This is a genomic window from Knoellia sp. S7-12, assembly GCF_040518285.1.
Classification (GTDB): Bacteria; Actinomycetota; Actinomycetes; order Actinomycetales; family Dermatophilaceae; genus Knoellia.
This window is the reverse complement of record NZ_CP155449.1, coordinates 1,064,036-1,082,543: the sequence shown is the minus strand read 5'-3', so window position 1 is coordinate 1,082,543 and position 18,508 is coordinate 1,064,036. Positions and strand designations below refer to the sequence as shown.

Here is an 18,508-nt window from a genome sequence, read left to right as displayed (position 1 = left end):
CGACCGGCAGTCAGCCCAGGGAGGTTCGCAGCGCGTCGCCTATGCGGCGCAGTGCGCCCATGACGTCGTCACGACGATGACCCATCGGCTCTTCTGACCAGTTGGCGAGGACGGCGTATGCCGTGGCGCGGCCGCCGCTGTCCACGACACCGACGTCGGCCCGCACACCGAGGTTGGTGCCGGTCTTGTGGGTGATGATCGGGCCGGCGTACTCCTCGGCGTGGGACAGCGGGTCCTGGTGCCAGGCAGAGGCGACCATGGAGAGGTCCATGCCGGGGGCGAGCCACCCGAGGACGCGCTCGCCGGTTGAGCCCGCGACAGTGCGCTCACGCCAGAGGCGGCCAAAGATCTCGACATGGTCGGCGGCGCAGCCGAGGCTGAGGTGCGGCGGGTCATCGGGGCCGCGCAGGCCACGAACGATGTCAACGAGGTCGGAGCCGCGAGGCGCCCACTGCGCGGCTCGCGCGCGGATGGAGTCCTGCCCGAGCAGGTCGATGAGGACGTTGGTCGCGAGGTTGTCACTCACCGCACCGACGAGGGTGGCCACATCGCCGAGCGGGAGGACGTCGGTCGCGAGGTGCTGCCACAGGCCAGAGTCCGCGACTGGGCTGACGGTGCGGCGGTCGAGGGGCTGGTCTGCGATGAGGCTGCCGTCACGCAGGCGCTCGGCCAGCTCAATGAGGGCAAAGACCTTGCCGACGCTCGCGGTTGAGAGGAGGCGATCGGGCTCGTGCGACGCGAGCACCTCGCCGCTGCCGAGGTCGACGATCGCGATGGACCAGTCGACCCCGGGCAGCAGCTCGAGATTCAGGCGCACCTCAGCGCGGCGCCATCCGCAGCGCGCCGTCAAGCCGGATCGTCTCGCCGTTGAGGTAGTCGTTGTCGATGATCGCCAGGGCGAGCTTGGCGTACTCGGTCGGGGCAGCGAGGCGCTGCGGGAACGGCACGCCCGCGGCGAGGCCCGCGCGGAACTCCTCGGAGACCGTGGCGAGCATGGGCGTCTCGACGATGCCGGGGGCGATCGTGCAGACGCGGATGCCGTACTGCGCGAGGTCGCGCGCGGCCGGAAGGGTGAGGCCGACGATGCCGCCCTTGGACGACGCGTATGCCGCCTGGCCGACCTGGCCGTCGTAGGCCGCAATGCTGGCCGTGTTGATGATGACGCCTCGCTGGCCGTGCTCGTCGGCCTCGGTCTGGGCGATGGCCTCGGACGCGATCGCGAGGACGGTGAACGAGCCGATGAGGTTGATCTCGACGACCTTGCGATAGAGCGAGAGGTCGTGGACGCCCTTCTTGCCGAGGATGCGGGCGCTCGGGCCGATGCCGGCACAGTTGACGACGATCCTCAGCGGCGCGGCGGCGTCGGCACTGGCTTGGGTGACGGCCGCGCGGACCTGCTCTTCGTTGGTGACGTCGGTCGCGACGTAGGTGATGCCGTCGACCTCGGGGGCCTGCTCGATGCCCGCGGGGAGGTCGATGGCGTAGACGTGGACGCCCTGCGCGGCAAGGGCTGCTGCGGTGGCGCCACCGAGGCCTGAGGCGCCTCCGGTGACGATGGCGGAAGTGTGCTGAATCTGCATGGCCGTCATCCTGTCACTGCAAACGGCCCGCCCCTTACCCACTCACGTCGCTCGCCAAACGTCCTAGTGGGGGCAAAAGTTCGCTATGCAGGCCGACAAGGGGCACACTGGGAGGAATGAGCAATGCATCTGCGCACAGCCGCCCTCGACACGCCAACAGCCCGTTCCGGCCTCAGGCCGAGGTGGCGATCGAAGAGTTCGCGGCGGGTGACCGTGTCTGTCACGACTCGCACGGCCTGGGTCGTGTCGTCAGCATCGATGCAGGCGGGGCAACCGTCGACTTCGGTGGCAGCACCCTGCGGATCGAGACGCCGTTCCGCAAGATGACCAAGCTCTAGCCTCGAACCAGGGCTGCGCCTGCTCGCTGGACGCTTGGTGACCGACCGCAGCGAACACGTCACGGTCGGCTCTCCCGGAGCCACACGATCTGTGGCCCGACCTGTGCGAAGCCGGCGTCCGTGTAGGCGCCGAGCACGTCGTCCCCGAAGTACCCCACCACCGGCAGCGGCGGATGGAGGTTCTCGGCGCAGGCGAGCACACCTCTGAGTTCGTCCGCCTCGTCACCGGTCGCCCAGGTGTTGGACAGTTCGACGGCGTCGTCGACCCGGTGGAGCACGCCGCCCGCGACCATCCGCCCGGACGACCGTCGCACGAGGAACGTGAACCTTGGGTGCTCCAGCATTGAGGGCAGCAGCACGCCGGTGGTGTCCTGCAGGACGTTCCACTGCGCCAGCTCGCCCTCGCCGATCACGATCGCCCAGTCCTCGGGCCACGGCGCCGGATCCTCGGTCCGTGCCAGCCGTGACACCCACGTTGCGGTGAACAGCCTCACAAACCCGTGCGCGGTCAGGTCGAGCGAGCCGAACGAGTCGGCAACTGAGCAGCTGTCGAACCGATCGACTGCCGCGACGACCCGCTCCTCGGGGACGTCCGGCCGCAGCGTCTTGGCTGCGGAGTGCCACCGCGGCGGGTCGCTCATTGCCCTCCAGAGGCCGTCCTCGGTCCGGGTCTGGATGCTGTGGGCGGCAAAGACGTCCTCGTACCAGGCGTGGCTCGCCCGCACCGCGACGCCCAGACGCGGGTCGGAGGTTGGTGATTCGTCCACGAGATCATGCTCTCGTAGGACCCGCGGACAAGTGCGCGCATGAGGCGGCCGACCAGCTGCGGCGCTGTGGCCCCGGCGCTGTGGCCCTGGCGCGGTGGTCCTGACGCCGCGGCCCTGAGGTGTGTTGCTGGTCAAGTGCATGATCGGGCGAGCATCATGATCGCCATGACCCGTTACGGCGCGCAGTTCGGCCCCGACATCACCTTCCTCGGCGTCCCTCCGTGTGACCTGGACGATGAGTCGACGTACTCCGATGCGGACGTGGTGATCGTGGGCGCGCCGTTCGATGGCGGCACCTCGCACAGGCCCGGCACGCGCTTTGGCCCTCAGGCGATCAGGATGACCGACTATCTCCCTCATGACGGGTCTCGACCGTCGCTGGCGTTGCGGACCGACGGGCTCAAGGACCTGAGGGTCGTTGACGCTGGCGACGTCGAGATGCCACCGGGGGACATAGAGAAGGCACTGGGGGTGCTGGAGGCGGCTGTCGAGAAGGTGACCCGCTCCGGCGCGATCCCCGTCGTCCTGGGTGGTGACCACTCGATCGCGTTCCCTGACGCCAAGGGGGTCGCCAACGTGCTGGGGCACGGGCGGGTCTCGATGATTCACTTCGACGCCCACGCGGACACCGGTGACATCGAGTTCGGCTCCCTGTGGGGACACGGTCAACCGATGCGTCGCCTGATCGAGTCGGGCGCACTGCGAGGTGACAGGTTCCTGCAGGTGGGCCTGCGCGGCTACTGGCCCGGTCCAGAGACGCTCGACTGGATGGCGGAGCGAGGGATGCGGTCCTTTGAGATGACCGAGATCGTCCACCGCGGACTGACCGACGTGATCACAGAGGCGTCCTCGATCGCCGTTGACGAGTGTGACGGTGTCTTCCTGTCGGTCGACATCGACGTCTGCGACCCGGGCCACGCACCGGGTACCGGCACGCCGGAGCCCGGTGGTCTCACCGCGCGAGAACTGCTCGACTCGGTGCGTCGCATCTGCCTCGAGCTCCCCGTCGTCGGGATCGACGTGGTGGAGGTCAGCCCGCCCTACGACCACTCCGACATCACGGCTGCCCTGGCCAACAGGGTCGTGCTCGAGGCGCTGTCGGCGATCGCGCGCAAGCGTCGCAACGAACGAGACGGTACGTCGTGGGATCCGGCCCTGCCACTGCTCGACGGCCGTCCTGACGGGGGTTGACCCCGCCGCCCCTAGCCAGTCGGAGAGTCAGGACCGGTCGGCCCCCGCGTCATAGGCGGCGCTGAGACGCACCCCTCGTCCCACTCCTGGCGTTGCTCCTGCTGCTCTCGGCGCGGAAGGTCTGGCAACACCGGTAACGGCTGTGAGGCAGGTCCGCCATAGCCGCTGTTCGAGCGGTCTTCAGCGCCCAGATGGCGCCCAGCGTGGGCATGATGCCGAACACGACGCTGCCCATGGGCGCGATACCACGTCGCGCGGCGAGGTCAGCCGAGAACCAGACGTTCGCCCTGACGCCGTTCTTGTGGGGACACGCCGTCGGGGAGCTGCGTTGCAGGCGCCACGGTGTTGCGAAGCCGTGCGGGAACTCCGTCATGCCGATGAGCAGACCGCACGCTCCCGGGGCGGCATGCTCCCTTGGTGACCTCGGAGCGAGATCGTGACCTCCTCGAGCAGGTCGTCGATGACGTTGTCGGAGGTGCCGCAGAGCCAAAAGCCGGTTAAAAGGTGGCGAGTCGATGCTTGTGCTGTCGAGAGGGCACAGCCATGGAACTAGGACGCAAGGACATGCTGATAAGTCCGAGCACGCCGAGCAGGTCTGCTCCGTCCGAGGGCGCGAGCCCTCCCGAGGACCTCGGGCCACCCGGGTGGACCCGACGCCAGGTCGCCCTGGTGGTGGTCGGCGCCGTGGCGGTCGTGCCCCTGGCCCGGCAGGTCATCCGCGGTGCCGGACCCGGTGACGCGACCGGCACCAGCTTCGGCAGCGTGCAGATCCTCCGGGCCGACCGCGGGCCACGGCTCGCCGGAGGTGCCGCCCACGGCCACGTGTCGGCGGCGTCCTCCTCGCCGGCTCCCGGCAACCACACGTGGGCGGACCGCGTCGTCCTGGAGGTCGAGGTGCGCAACGGCACGGCCGACCCCGTGCTCTTCTCCCCGGGTCAGCTCAGGCTGCGGGTCGGTCCGGACGGGACGACCGTGACCCCCGAGGACGCCGACCTCGCGCCGGGTGGTCTGGAGCCAGGGACGACCGAGCGGGTGCGCATCAGCTATCTCGCGCCCTCGGGCGTGAGCGAGCTGGCCGCCGAGCTCTCGGAGCCGGGCGCCGCTCCCGTGGTCATCGACCTGCCGCCGGTCTGGCACGGACTGGCGGCCAGGCCATGAGCGCGCCGTCGCGTGGCCAGGTCAGCCGGCGGGACGCCCTGCGCCTCGGTGCGGTCGCAGGTGCGGGTTCAGGGGCGGTCGCCGTGGCCGCCGCGGGCCCCTCGCGGGCCGCGTCCGTGCCCGCGGCGCTGCCCCGGCCGGCGGCCGCGGCCGCTGTCGCTGCCGTCCCCGGTGTGCTCGACCTCTACGTCAACGAGGGCTACCTGCCGATGGTCGACGGCACGCTGGTCTACCACCGCGGCTTCGGTGACAGGCCCACCGCGATCGGCGACCCGCAGCCGAGCCTGGCCGTCACCCCGCGGGTGTTCACCGCTACCGGGCAGCTCGTGGTCAGCCGCACGTACCCCCTCGGTGCAGCTCTGCCGCCCAAGGGCCGACCGGCGCCGATGGCACCGGACCCGCGCCAGCCGGGGGAGTACCTGGTCCACCGCGAGCGCTGGGCCAGCTACTTCCCGGCCCGCACGATCATCGCCGAGTCAGGCAGCACCATCCGCCTGAGGGTGCACAACCGTCTCACCCAGCCGCACGCGCTGCGGCTGCACGGCGTGCCGCACCCGACCAAGCCGGAGGACCTGTCGACCGGGCCGATCCCTGCGGGCCAGACCGCTGAGCTCGAGCTCACGGCGCCGGCGCCAGGCACCTACGTCTACAGCGACCCCACGAACGGCGACGTCGAGCGGGTTCTCGGTCTCTTCGGGGTGCTGCTCGTGATGTCTCCCGACGCGCGGTGGCGGCTGAAGCCCGGTGGGACCGAGTTCGAGCGACAGTGGCTGTGGATGACGCACGTCGTCGAGCCGGTCTGGGCGAAGATCGCCTCCGCGGGCGGGACGGTGGACCCTTACGCCACCCCGGCGGTGCCGCGCTACTTCTTGCTCAACGGGCGCAGCGGCTTCCAGTCCCTCGGCATCTCCCGGGACCTCGCCGCCAACGACCGGCGCAAGGAGGAGACGCTGATGTCCGGCTCGGCGCGCGAGATCGATGTGCGCAACTTCAGCCGGTCCTACTCGCCCGGCACCGTGGGCGCCGGGCAGCTCATCCGGCTGGTCAACACCGGCATCGTCCGGCAGCAGATGCACTTCCACGGCAACCACGTGTGGACCGTCCGGCGGGGTTCGCTGGACTTCCCGAGGGACCGCGGCTACGTCGACACCGCCGGGCACGTCGTGCTCCAGCAGTGGGAGGACGTCGTCGAGCTCGAGGCACTGGAGCGCAAGGACAGCGTCCTGCCGCTCCGGCGGCCCCCCGAGGTCATCGACCCGGTGTGGCACGCGCGGAAGACCGACTGGGTCTACCCCATGCACTGCCACGCCGAGCCCTCCCAGACCGCCGCGGGCGGCCTGTACCCCGGCGGGCTCGTGGCCGACTGGGTGCTGGCAGCGCCCACCCAGTCAGGCACCGCGACGGAGCAGACGCACCACCTCTACCGCAGCCAGGTCGACTTCTCCTCCGACCAGATCCAGGAGGACGAGCCGATCACCGAGTTCAAGCAGACTCCTGACGCCTCCATCTCGCTCGGGTTCTTCAACCGGCTCCTCAGGTTCGACGATGGTGCCCAGCACGACATCTGGGGCTTCGAGACCTCGACCTCGGGCCGCGCCCTGCCGGGCCCCCTGATCCGTGTGCGCGAGGGGCAGGTCTTCCACGCGCGGCTACGTCCGTCGAAGGGACCGCACACCATCCACTGGCACGGTATGGAGCCCGACCCGCGCAACGACGGCGTGGGGCACTCCTCGTTCGAGGTCGACGGCGAGTACACCTACCAGTGGCGCCCGGAGCGCGGTGAGGCGGGCAACCCGAACAAGGGCGCCAGCGGCACGTACTTCTACCACTGCCACGTCAACACCGTCCTGCACGCGCAGATGGGCATGTTCGGGGCGCTGATCATCGACCCGGAGCCCCGCCCGCAGATCCCCGTCGGGCGCCGCCGCGTGTTCAGCGACGGCCCCGAGTACGACATCGACACCGAGACGATCCTCATCCCCTACTCGGTGGACCCGCGCTGGCACACCCTGGACCACGCCGCGGGCCTGTCGGGCGAGGACGCCGGCCTGAACCGCTTCGACCCCAAGCACTTCTACCTGCTGGGCGGGGAGCTCGCGCGACGTCCGCGGGGTGACGGGGTCTGGAGCCTGGCGCGGATCCGGGCCAACGTCGTCGGCAGCGCGAAGGCGCCCACCCTGCTGCGCGTGCTGAACGCCAACTACAACCCGATGACCTTGCGCTTCACCGACCCTCAGGGCAAGCCTGCGGCGATCGGCGAGCTGGTGACCCACGACGGACGCCCGTTCCGTGACACCTCGCTCCCGGACGGCTACAGCCCCGCGGCCACCGACACCGACTCGCAGCTGACGACGTCGGTACTCGCGTTCGGGGGAGCCGAGCGCTACGACATGCTGCTGCGGCCGAAGACCAAGGGCACCTACAAGGCCACGATCACGTGGGAGCACTGGATCACCAAGAAGCCGCTCAAGATGCGCGAGGTCCCGATCGTCGTGACCTGATCACGGTGTCGGCAGCCCCGTCCCGTGTCTGGGTCCAAGCCGTGCCGGTCGCGCCATCGGCGACCCGACGCCGCACGGTACGCGATGCGTTCGCGGTGCGCAGCGAGTCGACGCTGAGCAGCACCAGCGCAACCCAGACGATGCCGAAGCCGACCCACAGCCGCCCGCTGACGCGCTCCCCGAGCACGAGCACTCCCACAAGCAGCTGCAGCACCAGGGTGACGAACTGGATCAGGCCGACCGTCACGAGCGGCAGGCGTCGGGCGGCGGCGGCGAACAGCAGCAGCGGCACGGCGGTGACCACCCCGGCCAGCACCGTCAGCGAGGTGTGGCCGGTGCCGTGGTCGAGGAACGTCGTCTCGCCTCGAGCGCGCGCCGACCTTCTTCTTGGTCAGGCCGTACAGCCCGCACGAGAACGCCAGGCTGAGTGTGAATTCGGCGTACCCGCCGTCGAACGTGCGGCCCATCCCCCAGCATGGCCACCACCTGCTCCCCGGCGGCAAACTCCCCGCTGGGGCACGCGACCACATCCCCGGTGGCCTCGATCCCGGGCACCCGAAGGAATGTCACGCCCTGCGCCAGCCCCAGCCGGGTGTGCAGCTCGGACCTGTTGAGGAGGTAGGCCCGCACCCGGATCAGCGCCCATCCCCGGCGCGGCGTGGGGACCGGCAGCTGGTGATGCCATCACTCTCATCCTCCATGGATTGAGAGCCTCCACCAGACCCGGCGAGTCACCTCCCTGTCATCGTTGGCCAGATGACGGGCCCAGGAACCGATCGGTGGCAATGTTGGATGTCGACCGCTCTCGACGCGCCGTACCCCTCGAAGGCATCGTCCGGCCCCCACGACGAAATCGTCCCGTCCTACTCCTGTCAACCTTTCTCAACGCTGGCCATCACGGCCGCGGGCAACGTAAATCGCTGCTTCCTCATTGCCGATTGCCGAACGAGGATGCCGCCGGTATGTCGGGGGCGCACATTGCCCTTCATCGCTCCTCGAGGGAGAGATCAACTATCTTCAAAGCGCTGGCGTCCGGTGCGGGCGTTCATGAACGCGAGTGATGCTGGTCAGGTCCAGAAGACCCCTCAAGAAGTCGTCTTGTCCAGGTCGACGAGGACCTTGCACAGCGCGGGGCCGAGTTCCTCATCGCCCACTAAAGAGGGATGGGCCTCGGTCTCGGCTCGCTGCCGGTAGTACCGAGCTGGCGTTTACGGCTTGACCGCGCCATCGTTGATTCCTTCCAGAAGCGAGGCCAAGTACTCCCGGCTGACGTCCGACGGAGTCCCATCCGAGAACAAGTTGATCGAACTCGTGCACGGAGCCCCCGGAAGCGCACCATCCCTCATCGCCGAAGAACCGCGAGGATCGACAAATGCCTCAGCCATCAGCCACACCAAGGTTGAGGGCTCAATGTCGCCATCCGGCGCGAGTCGGGCCGCGATTTGCCGTACCAGGCCATCCGGCCATACCAAGCGCAAGTCACTAAAGTCGATGTTCACGGTCAGAACCTAGCCGTCCTCGTGCGGGTCGGTCGTGATGCCTTCACACTTCAGGCCGCGAGAGCATCTTGACAGGTGCAGAGAAGGTCCAGCGTCAACATCGTCGTGGTTACTCGGCGATCCCACCCACCGCGCCACGAAGGCCATGACGGGTCGCCAATCCAGGCCTCTCCGGCTTGCCGTCGCCAGATGGTGGTCACTGCATCGATGGGGTTGTGGCCCTATCTGGAGCCGGAGTGACGCGGGCGTTGACAGTCGAATGCAGTCGCTGACCGCCTCGACGGTGACTACCTAGACGTTGCGGCGGTACTGGCCACCGACCTCGAAGAACGCGTCCGTCACCTGCTGGAGCGTGCAGACCCGAGCGGCGTCCATGAGCACTGCGAAGACGTTGTCGCCGTTCATCGACGCCTCGCGCAGACGCTGCAGTGCGACCTCGGCCTCCTCGCGGTGGGCTTCGCGATAGGCGTTGACCCGCTCGAGCTGCGACTCCTTCTCGGTCTCAGAGGCGCGGGCCAGCTCGACGTGCTGCGGCGTGCCGCCCTCGGCGTCGGGCTTGCGGAAGGTGTTGACGCCGATGATCGGCAGCGACCCGTCGTGCTTGCGGTGCTCATAGATCATCGACTCGTCCTGGATCTTGCCGCGCTGGTAGCCCGTCTCCATCGCACCGAGCACTCCCCCGCGCTCCGAGATCCGGTCGAACTCGGCCAGCACCGCGGCCTCGACCACGTCGGTCAGCTCGTCGATGATGAACGAGCCCTGCAGCGGGTTCTCATTCATCGCGAGGCCCCACTCGCGGTTGATGATCATCTGGATCGCGAGCGCGCGGCGCACCGAGTCGGGGCCCGGCGTCGTCACGGCCTCGTCAAAAGCGTTGGTGTGCAATGAGTTTGCGTTGTCATAGATCGCGATGAGCGCCTGGAGGGTGGTGCGGATGTCGTTGAAGTCCATCTCCTGCGCGTGCAGCGAGCGGCCCGACGTCTGCACGTGGTACTTCAACTTCTGGCTGCGTTCGTTGGCGCCGTACTTCTCCCGCATCGCCACAGCCCAGATGCGACGGGCGACGCGACCGATGACGGAGTACTCCGGGTCCATCCCGTTGGAGAAGAAGAACGACAGGTTCGGCGCGAAGTCGTTGATGTCCATGCCGCGCGCGAGGTAGGCCTCGACATAGGTGAACCCGTTCGCCAGCGTGAACGCGAGCTGGCTGATGGGGTTCGCCCCGGCCTCAGCGATGTGATAGCCGCTGATCGAGACCGAGTAGAAGTTGCGCACCTGCTGCTCGATGAACCACTCCTGGATGTCGGCCATCATCCGCAGGGAGAACTCGGTCGAGAACAGGCAGGTGTTCTGCCCCTGGTCCTCCTTGAGGATGTCGGCCTGGACCGTGCCGCGCACAGAGGCCAGAGCAAGCGCGCGTATGCCGGTCGCCTCCTCGGCGGTCGGCTGCCGGTCGTGCTCCGCGACGAACTTCGCCACCTCACCGTCGATGACGGTGTTGAGGAAGAACGCGAGGATCGTCGGCGCCGGGCCGTTGATCGTCATCGACACACTCGTCGTCGGGGACGTGAGGTCGAAGCCGTCGTAGAGCGCCTTCATGTCCTCGAGAGTCGCGATGGAGACGCCGGACGTGCCGACCTTGCCGTAGATGTCGGGACGCGGGTCGGGGTCGCGGCCATAGAGCGTCACCGAGTCGAAGGCCGTCGACAGACGTGTCGCCGGCTGGCCCTCGGAGAGCAACTTGAAGCGGCGGTTGGTGCGGAACGGGTCACCCTCACCGGCAAACATGCGGGCCGGGTCCTCACCCTCGCGCTTGAACGGGAAGACACCGGCGGTGAACGGGAAGAGACCGGGGAGGTTCTCGCGCCGCAGGAACGACACGAGGTCGCCGTGGTCGGCGAACGACGGGACGGCAACGCGGCGAATCTTGCTGCCGGACAACGACTCCTTGACCAGCGACGTGTGGATCTCCTTGTCGCGGATCCGCACGACCTGCTCGTCGCCGCTGTAGGCCTGGACCGTGGCCGGCCACTTCTCGATGGCCTCCTCGACGGCTGCCGGCAGCTCCTTGCGGGCAGCGGCCAGCAGCTGGTCGACCGCGTGGTCCTCATGCCCCGCCGCAGCCAACTCGTCATCCACGAACTCGAAGCGCTGCACCCGACGGGCCTGGACGGCATACGCCTCGGTTTGCTGGTGATAGCCACGGACGGTGTCGGTGATCTCCGAGAGATAGCGGACGCGCGACGCCGGGACGATCTGGCGCAGCACCGAGGAGTGGCGCACGTCCACGTGCGGCAGCGCACCCTCGGCGAACTCAAGACCCTTGTCGGACAGCAGTTTTCGCAGCTCCTGGTAGAGCGCAGTGACACCGTCGTCGTTGAACGTCGCAGCCGAGGTGCCGAACACCGGCATGTCCTCGGGCTTCTTGCCGAAGGCACCCTTGTTGCGGACGAGCTGGCGTCCGACGTCACGCAGCGCGTCCATCGCGCCGCGCCGCTCGAACTTGTTGATGGCGACGAGGTCGGCGAAGTCGAGCATGTCGATCTTCTCGAGCTGGCTCTGCGCACCGAACTCGGGCGTCATGACATACATGGACACATCGGCGAACGGCACGATCGCCGCGTCGCCCTGACCGATGCCGGGCGTCTCGATGATGATGAGGTCGTATGCCGCTGCCTTGAGGATCGTGATGACGTCCTCGAGGCCCTCGGGAACCTCACGTCCACCGCGCGTGGCGAGCGAACGGAAGAGGACGCGGTCCCCGTCGAGCGAGTTCATCCGGATGCGGTCACCCAGGAGGGCACCGCCTCCCTTGCGCTTGGTCGGGTCGATCGCGACGACGGCGACGCGGAGCTTGTCCTGCTGGTCGACCCGCAGGCGGCGGACGAGCTCGTCGGTGAGGCTCGACTTGCCCGAGCCACCGGTGCCGGTGATGCCGACGACGGGCACGTGGTGTCCGGCCGCGGCCTTCACAAGCTCGCTGCGCAGGTCGTCGGACAGGGCGCCGGCCTCCGCGCCGGTGATGGCGCGAGCGATGGCCGCGCGCTCCCCCGCCAGGACGGCGGCAAGATCAGCCGACCCAGCGGCATACAGGTCGGTGTCGCAGGCCTCGATGACCGTGTTGATCATCCCGACGAGGCCCAGACGCTGGCCGTCCTCGGGGCTGAAGATCGTGACGCCGGCCTCGCGCAGCCGGGCGATCTCGTCGGCGACGATGACGCCGCCGCCACCACCTACGACCTTGACGTGACCGGCGCCGGCCTCACGGAGGAGCTGTACGAGGTACTCGAAGTACTCGACGTGCCCGCCCTGATAGGACGACACAGCGATGCCCTGCACGTCCTCCTCGATCGCCGCGTCGACGACCTCCTGGACGGAGCGGTTGTGGCCGAGGTGGATGACCTCTGCGCCCTGGCTCTGCATGATGCGCCGCATGATGTTGATCGACGCGTCATGGCCGTCGAACAGGCTCGACGCAGTGACGATGCGGACCGGGTTCGAGGGCACGTGCAGCTCAGGAGACGTCTGTGTCATACCGAAATAGTAGGACGTCCTAGTAATACGCGGAAGTCACGAAGCCACCGGACATCGCTGGTGCCACCACCGAACGCCGATCTGCCGCCTCTTTCACTCCTGACTGGTGTGCCGCGTGAGAGATTGCTCAGGAAGTGACGATTGCAGGCTCGCTCATCCGTCACCACGGTGAGCGTCGCCAACCAGGAGGCGCCGACATCACGAAGGAGCACGTCATGCGTTTCAGTCTCGTCCTCGCCCACCCCGAGCCCGCCGCCGGTGAGATCCCGGAGGAGGCCATCGCCCAGATGCAGGACGCCTTCGGTGCCTATGGTCGCGCCCTCGAGGAGTCCGGCGTCCTCATCGCCGCCGAGGTCCTCGCCCCCACGTCCTCCGCCACGACCATCACCCTGCGCAACGGATCGCTCGAGGTGCAGGACGGCCCCTTCGCCGAGACAAAGGACGCCCTCGCTGGCATCTTCGTCATTGACGTCCCCGACCTCGATGCCGCACTCGGCTGGGCGGAGAAGTGCCCCGCGGCGCAGTACGGCCTCATCGAGGTCCGGGCCGCGGCGACGTCGTTCGTCGACGGCACGTGGAACGACGGCTGTCGCCTCACCTGAGCGGACGTTCTGCAATGAACCCCGAAGAATCCACGCCGGTGCGGGCCGAGAGTGTGGCCCGCACCAGCTATGGCCGCCTGCTTGCCCTTCTCGCTGCGGGCACCCACGACATCGCGGCCGCGGAAGACGCTCTCGGCGACGCCTTCGAGGCGGCCCTGCGCACCTGGCCCGTCAAGGGCGTGCCGGACCGACCGGAGGCGTGGCTGCTCACGGTGGCCCGCAACCGTCAACGAGACAGGTGGCGCTCGGCGGAGGTGTCGCGGACCACGTCCCTGGATCCGGAGGCGGATGCTCCGTCGCACCTCGACGACGTCGACCCTGACGCCGTCCCCGACCGTCGGCTCGAGCTGATGCTCGTCTGTGCGCACCCCGCGATCGCGCCGACGGCACGCACTCCCCTCATGCTCAACACCGTCCTCGGATACAGCGCCGAGCAGGTCGCCCGCATCTATGCGATCCCCACCACGACCATGGCGACCCGGCTCGTGCGCGCCAAGAGCCGCATCCGCGACAACCGGATCCCCTTCCGCATCCCGGACCGCTCGGTCCTGCCCGAGCGGATGGATGCGCTCCTCGGCGCGGTCTACGGCGCCTATGTCATCGACTGGTCCACGGGACCTGCTGAGCGCGACCTGCCGCCGGAGGCGCTGCACTTGGCCGAGGTGCTCGCCGAGCTGGTCCCCGACGATCCCGAAGCCCGAGGGCTCGCAGCCCTGGTGGGGTTGTCGGCCGCGCGCCGCGCTGCGCGGACCGGAATCGGCGGCTCCTTCGTCCCTCTCGCCGAGCAGGACTCCACCCAGTGGGACCGCGGGCGGATCGCGCGGGCTCACGAGCACCTCCGCGCAGCCCACCCGGCCCGGGTGTTGGGGCGCTATCAGCTGGAGGCCGCCGTCCAGGCCGTCCATTGCGCGAGGGCGATCACCGGGGGCACCGACTGGCCGGCCCTCCTGGAACTCCACCGCTCACTGCATGCCGTGGCGCCCAGCCTGGGGAGCGCGGCCGCACTCGCGGCAGTGACGGCCAACGTGGAGGGGCCCGCAGCCGGCCTGGCTCTCCTCGACGCGATCGAGGCGTCCGACGAGGCCTCCCGCGCCGCGCGCTTCCAACCGCTGTGGGCGACCCGTGCCGATCTCCTTGACCGGTCAGGCCGTCATGCGGAGGCGGCTGCCGCCTACCAGCGCGCGATCGAGCTCACTCACACCCCAGCCGAGCGACGCTTCCTCGAAGCGCGCCGCGACGCCTCACAGGCCTCCGCCGCCGAGACCTCCCGCACCTCCGGGCCCTCCGCGGTGGGACTGGCCGAGCTCTAGCTCGCGCGTCGGGCAGCCACCCAGTCAATCGCCTCGACATAACCCGCCACGCCGCGCCCGATGATCTGGTGGTCGGTGACGTCGGTGAGATAGCTGTGGTGCCTGAACGCCTCGCGCGCGTGAATGTCGCTGATGTGCACCTCGACGCGAGGCACGGTCACTGCGTTGAGCGCATCGCGCAGAGCGACCGACGTGTGTGTGTAGCCGGCCGCGTTGATCACGAGACCCGCGATGCCGCGTCGCCCCTCCTGGACCCAGTCGATGAGCACGCCCTCGTGGTTGCTCTGCCGGAACTCGAGCGTCAGCCCCGCTTCGTCACAGGCCGTGCGACAGAGGGCCTCGACGTCCGCGAGCGTGTCGCTCCCATAGATCTCTGGCTCACGCTCGCCGAGCAGGTTGAGATTGGGGCCGTTGAGGACGAGCACTGTGGTCGAGTCCATGGATTCGAGTATGCCGTCCGCTCACCTTCCGCATCCGCTGCGTCTGCGGATGTGGTCGCCAGAGCCACCACATCCGCAGACGCGAGGAGTCACTGGCGGGACGAGGAGCCGTCGCCGAAGCCCGAGCAGAACGACGTGTCGACGGTGAGGTCCTTGCCCTCGGTGGCGGCGAAGGCACGCGACCGGCCAAGGTTCCACGCCAAGATGTCGTCCTCACCGTCAGCGCTGCGCTCCATGTTCCAGTTCACGACACATGCTGCCTGCTTCGCGTCGAGGCCGTTGATCATCGTCGGGACCGCGTCGGGGCCAAGTCCAGCGAGGTAGTCGGTGTCGAGCTTGCCGGTCTCGTGGAAGCGGTCGATGTTGCGCTGTGCCACGAAGCCATCGGGATTCATCAGGCCGAAGCCGAGGAAGAAGAGCGCACCCGAGAGCAGCGCCGCCCGCGGCACCCACTTGCCGCTGCCCCGCACGATCGCCGCGATCATCAGCACGATGAGCAGACCGAGCCACAGCTCGAAGCCGTCGACGAAGACGCGGAGCACGGTGAAGCCGTAGGCGTCCTGGTAGAGGCTCATCCGATAGAGCGCCGACCCCACGACGGCCAGCGTGAGCAGGCACAGCGAGATGAGGGCGACCTTGAGGGTGAGCCGGTCGGAGGCCGTCACCTGCGCTGCCTTGCGGGTGGCGATGCCCACGACGACCAGGGTGAGGAACGTCGCGGTCGTGAGCTGGCCGAAGCCTTCGTGGACGTACTCCGCATAGGTGAGTCCCGTTGTCTCGCGCAGGTATTCGTGGCCCCCCCACATTGCTGTCGCCTGCGCGGCGAGGAACGCGACGAAGAGGGCGATGACGACGCCCAGCGGGACGAGCCACTCCCAGCGGTGGGTCACGGGGCGTCCCCGGGGGACGTCGAGGTCGGCGATCCGCGGCGGGTTGAGCGCGAGGTAGGCCCCGGCGAGAGCGATCCCCGCGATGAAGACGAAGACGAAGATCCGCCCGATGATGGTGTCCCAGCGCAGATTGGGCACGAGCGCCTGTGCCCAGGACCCGAAGATCGCGTCGCCGGAGGCGAACAGTCCACCGAAGAGGACAAGACCCACTGCCGCGATCGCGATGGTGCGCAGGACCGGCCAGAGCAGCGGCATCCGACTGGTCGCCGTCAGGGTGCGACCGAGCAGCGGCAGACCGCGGAGACCCGCTAGTACCCAGGAGATCGCGGAGAGCGGGATGCTCACGAACGACCGGGCTCGGGTCACGGTGGCGGCGAGCAGGAGCGCCGCGATCATGGCCGAGAGGACGGGGATCCACTCGGCCGCCCGGATGACGGTCATGGCGGTCAGACCAACCCCCACCGCCACGCAGCTGATGGCCCAGGCACTCCACCTCTGTCGCGATGCCGAGAGGATGAGCGCGGCCGCCAACAGGGCGACGAGCCCCACTGCCACACCAATCCGTCTCTCGGGCAAGGTGATCGACCCGATGAGGCCCAACAGCATGGCCCCGATGAGCAGCCTGGGTTGCGGACCGAGCCCGGCCTCCGGCCAGAACCTCCCGAAGAGCGTGTCGACGAACGGCGGCGGGCCCTGCTTCACGACCACGGTCCCGGGTGCTGGTGCTGACGCCGCGGCCGCTGCCGGCACTGGCGGTCGTGGCGCCGCAGGCGGCGTGGCGGGCGTTGTCGTCATGGCGACCTCCGAGGTCCGTTGGGCGCGGTCGGGCGTATGCCGTGGCAGGACCGCGCGCAGTCGCGCACCTCGTCCGCCCGGCGGGGTGGGATCAACGCTGATGGAGCCGCCGTGGAGCTCGCAGACCCAGGAAGCAATCGCGAGCCCGAGGCCGGTGCCGCCACCCGCATCATCGCCCGTGCCGAAGCGGCTGAAGACATTGGCGGCCTTGTCAGCGGGAATGCCCGGCCCGTCGTCGATGACCTCGAGCGACCATTGTTCGCTGTCCAGAACGGTTGCCACGAGCTGGATCTCGCCGCCCAGAGGGCTGTGTCGAGCGGCGTTGTCGAGCAGATTGGCGACGAGTTGTGCAAGGCGAGCAGGATCAGCCGTGACGACGAGATCGTCCGGGACCACACGGCATACGTGATGAACGGTCCGGGAACCGAGCTCGGCCTCCGACACCGCCCGGCGGAGCAGATCTGCGACCGCCACCTCTTCGAGCCTCAGCGGTGCGACTCCGGCGTCGATCCGCGACAGGTCCAACAGGTCGCCGACGAGGTCGCTCAGTCGCTCGGACTGGGTGAGCGCCCCACGCAATGCGGCGTCGTCGGGCTGCACCACACCGTCGACGAGGTTCTCGAGGAGGGCGCGCTGGGCGGTGAGCGGTGTGCGGAGCTCGTGCGAGACCGTGGCGACGAGCTGGCGACGCTGGTGGTCCGCGTCGGCGAGATCGGAGGACATGGCGTTGAAGGCTCGAGCGAGTACGCCAACCTCGTCGGTCGACTTCGTCGAGACGCGCTGCAGGTAGTCCCCCGCCGCCATGCGGCTGGCAGCGTGAGTCATCTCGCGCAGCGGAGCCGTCATGCCCCGAGCAAGCCACTGGGTGACGAGCAACGCGACGGTGACGGTCACCGGCAGGGTGAGCCAGAGCGGCATACCGGCTCGGTCTCCGATCGTCGCAAACAGCGCTGCGACAACGCAGCTCACCGCCACGAGGAGCCCGAGCTTGACCTTGATCGAGTCAATGCTCGCGAGCGGCTGGTCGGTGTTCACGCACTCTCCAGGGCATAGCCGACCCCATGAACGGTGCGCACACGCGCGGCACCAATCTTGGCGCGCAGGGACTTCACGTGACTGTCGAGGGTTCGCGTGCCCGAGGCGTCGGACCAGCCCCACACCTCACCCATGAGTTGTTCACGCGAGCGGACGGTCCCGGGGGTCGACGCGAGCGAGGCGAGGAGGTCGAACTCGAGAGGGGTGAGGTGAACCTCTTCGCCGTCGACCGTCACCCGCCGAGCAGGCCCATCGATCTCGACCGCACCGACCTGGGTCGTGGGTGCGGGTGTCGCGGCGAGCTCGGCGGCACGTTCGACCCGGCGCAGCAGTGCGTGGGTGCGTGCGACGACCTCACGCATGCGGAACGGCTTGGTGACGTAGTCGTCGGCGCCGACGCCGAGCCCCACGAGGATGTCGGTCTCGTCGTCGCGGGCCGTGAGCATGAGCACCGGCACCGGGCGCACCGCCTGGATGCGGCGACACACCTCGAGCCCGTCGAATCCGGGCAGCATGACGTCGAGGACGACGAGTTCGGGTGCCTGCTCGGTGAAGGCCGCAACAGCGGCAGGGCCGTCGTGTGCCTGGTGGACGGTGTAGCCCTCGGCCCGTAGCCGGTCGGTCACGGCCTGGTTGATCGTCGGCTCGTCCTCGACGACCAACACCGTCGTGCGTGCAATCGACGGAATCCCCACGGCTGTGTCTGCTCCCGATCCACTCATGCCACTGACAGTAGGAGCCAGTTGTGGGCATGCGTGGGAGTGACCTGTGGAGATCTCGTGAAGATCACCGCCCCGGCCCACGCCGGGGCCTGCGCCCAACGCCATGTATCTGGAGGGCTGGCTCCCCCTCCTTCCCCACAGCGACC

General features: G+C 68.8%; 14 protein-coding genes. 6 read left to right on the top strand and 8 right to left on the bottom strand.

Going from position 1 to position 18,508, the window contains the following annotated elements; genetic code table 11:
- Window positions 1–10: 10 nt before the first annotated feature.
- Entirely contained in the window at window positions 11–850 is an 840-nt protein-coding gene (locus V6K52_RS05140) for a serine hydrolase (RefSeq protein WP_353952821.1), read from the bottom strand.
- Window positions 819–1,580, bottom strand: coding sequence for an SDR family NAD(P)-dependent oxidoreductase (locus V6K52_RS05135; RefSeq protein ID WP_353952820.1), 762 nt, complete (start codon window positions 1,578–1,580; stop codon window positions 819–821). Before V6K52_RS05135 ends, V6K52_RS05140 begins: the two co-directional genes overlap by 32 nt.
- A gap of 116 nt (window positions 1,581–1,696) precedes the next feature.
- Between V6K52_RS05135 and V6K52_RS05130 the strand changes: the two genes are divergently transcribed.
- Window positions 1,697–1,918 (top strand): hypothetical protein, encoded by a 222-nt coding sequence (locus tag V6K52_RS05130; protein ID WP_353952819.1) that lies wholly within the window; start codon window positions 1,697–1,699, stop codon window positions 1,916–1,918.
- Window positions 1,919–1,977: 59 nt separating this feature from the next.
- Here V6K52_RS05130 and V6K52_RS05125 read toward each other — a convergent pair whose 3' ends face one another.
- Entirely contained in the window at window positions 1,978–2,685 is a 708-nt protein-coding gene (locus tag V6K52_RS05125) for a hypothetical protein (protein WP_353952818.1), read from the bottom strand.
- A 165-nt stretch (window positions 2,686–2,850) separates the two neighbouring features.
- Here V6K52_RS05125 and speB point away from each other — a divergent pair, with 165 nt between their 5' ends.
- The 3 genes from speB (at window position 2,851) to V6K52_RS05110 (ending at window position 7,535) form a co-directional block, all read left to right on the top strand.
- Window positions 2,851–3,876, top strand: a complete 1,026-nt coding sequence (gene speB, locus V6K52_RS05120) for an agmatinase (RefSeq protein WP_353952817.1) — start codon at window positions 2,851–2,853, stop codon at window positions 3,874–3,876.
- 564 nt (window positions 3,877–4,440) lie between these two features.
- The gene (locus tag V6K52_RS05115; protein WP_353952816.1) at window positions 4,441–5,034 is read left to right on the top strand and encodes a hypothetical protein; all 594 of its coding nucleotides are present in this window, start codon (window positions 4,441–4,443) and stop codon (window positions 5,032–5,034) included.
- Complete coding sequence (locus V6K52_RS05110) at window positions 5,031–7,535, top strand: multicopper oxidase domain-containing protein (protein ID WP_353952815.1); 2,505 nt, start codon at window positions 5,031–5,033, stop codon at window positions 7,533–7,535. Before V6K52_RS05115 ends, V6K52_RS05110 begins: the two co-directional genes overlap by 4 nt.
- Here V6K52_RS05110 and V6K52_RS05105 read toward each other — a convergent pair.
- Together V6K52_RS05105 and icmF are read right to left on the bottom strand one after the other, a co-directional pair.
- Window positions 7,501–7,839: a hypothetical protein gene (locus V6K52_RS05105; protein ID WP_353952814.1), complete on the bottom strand. Its 339-nt coding sequence runs from the start codon at window positions 7,837–7,839 to the stop codon at window positions 7,501–7,503. The two genes, V6K52_RS05110 and V6K52_RS05105, sit on opposite strands and share 35 nt — an antisense overlap.
- A 1,486-nt stretch (window positions 7,840–9,325) precedes the next feature.
- Window positions 9,326–12,568 carry a fused isobutyryl-CoA mutase/GTPase IcmF gene (gene icmF, locus V6K52_RS05100; protein ID WP_353952813.1) on the bottom strand — a complete coding sequence of 1,081 codons (3,243 nt, stop codon included), beginning with the start codon at window positions 12,566–12,568 and terminating at the stop codon, window positions 9,326–9,328.
- 215 nt (window positions 12,569–12,783) lie between these two features.
- Between icmF and V6K52_RS05095 the strand changes: the two genes are divergently transcribed.
- Both V6K52_RS05095 and V6K52_RS05090 read left to right on the top strand, forming a co-directional pair.
- The gene (locus tag V6K52_RS05095) at window positions 12,784–13,170 is read left to right on the top strand and encodes a YciI family protein (protein ID WP_353952812.1); all 387 of its coding nucleotides are present in this window, start codon (window positions 12,784–12,786) and stop codon (window positions 13,168–13,170) included.
- A 14-nt stretch (window positions 13,171–13,184) separates the two neighbouring features.
- Window positions 13,185–14,480 carry a DUF6596 domain-containing protein gene (locus V6K52_RS05090; RefSeq protein ID WP_353952811.1) on the top strand — a complete coding sequence of 432 codons (1,296 nt, stop codon included), beginning with the start codon at window positions 13,185–13,187 and terminating at the stop codon, window positions 14,478–14,480.
- Here the strand turns inward: V6K52_RS05090 and aroQ are convergent.
- From aroQ to V6K52_RS05075, 3 genes are all read right to left on the bottom strand, one after another.
- A complete protein-coding gene (gene aroQ, locus V6K52_RS05085; protein ID WP_353952810.1) occupies window positions 14,477–14,920 on the bottom strand; it encodes a type II 3-dehydroquinate dehydratase in 444 nt (147 codons plus the stop codon). The genes V6K52_RS05090 and aroQ overlap by 4 nt on opposite strands.
- 89 nt (window positions 14,921–15,009) lie before the next feature.
- Window positions 15,010–17,640 (bottom strand): DUF4153 domain-containing protein, encoded by a 2,631-nt coding sequence (locus tag V6K52_RS05080; RefSeq protein ID WP_353952809.1) that lies wholly within the window; start codon window positions 17,638–17,640, stop codon window positions 15,010–15,012.
- Entirely contained in the window at window positions 17,637–18,362 is a 726-nt protein-coding gene (locus V6K52_RS05075; protein ID WP_353952808.1) for a response regulator transcription factor, read from the bottom strand. Before V6K52_RS05075 ends, V6K52_RS05080 begins: the two co-directional genes overlap by 4 nt.
- Between the last annotated feature and the right edge of the window lie 146 nt (window positions 18,363–18,508).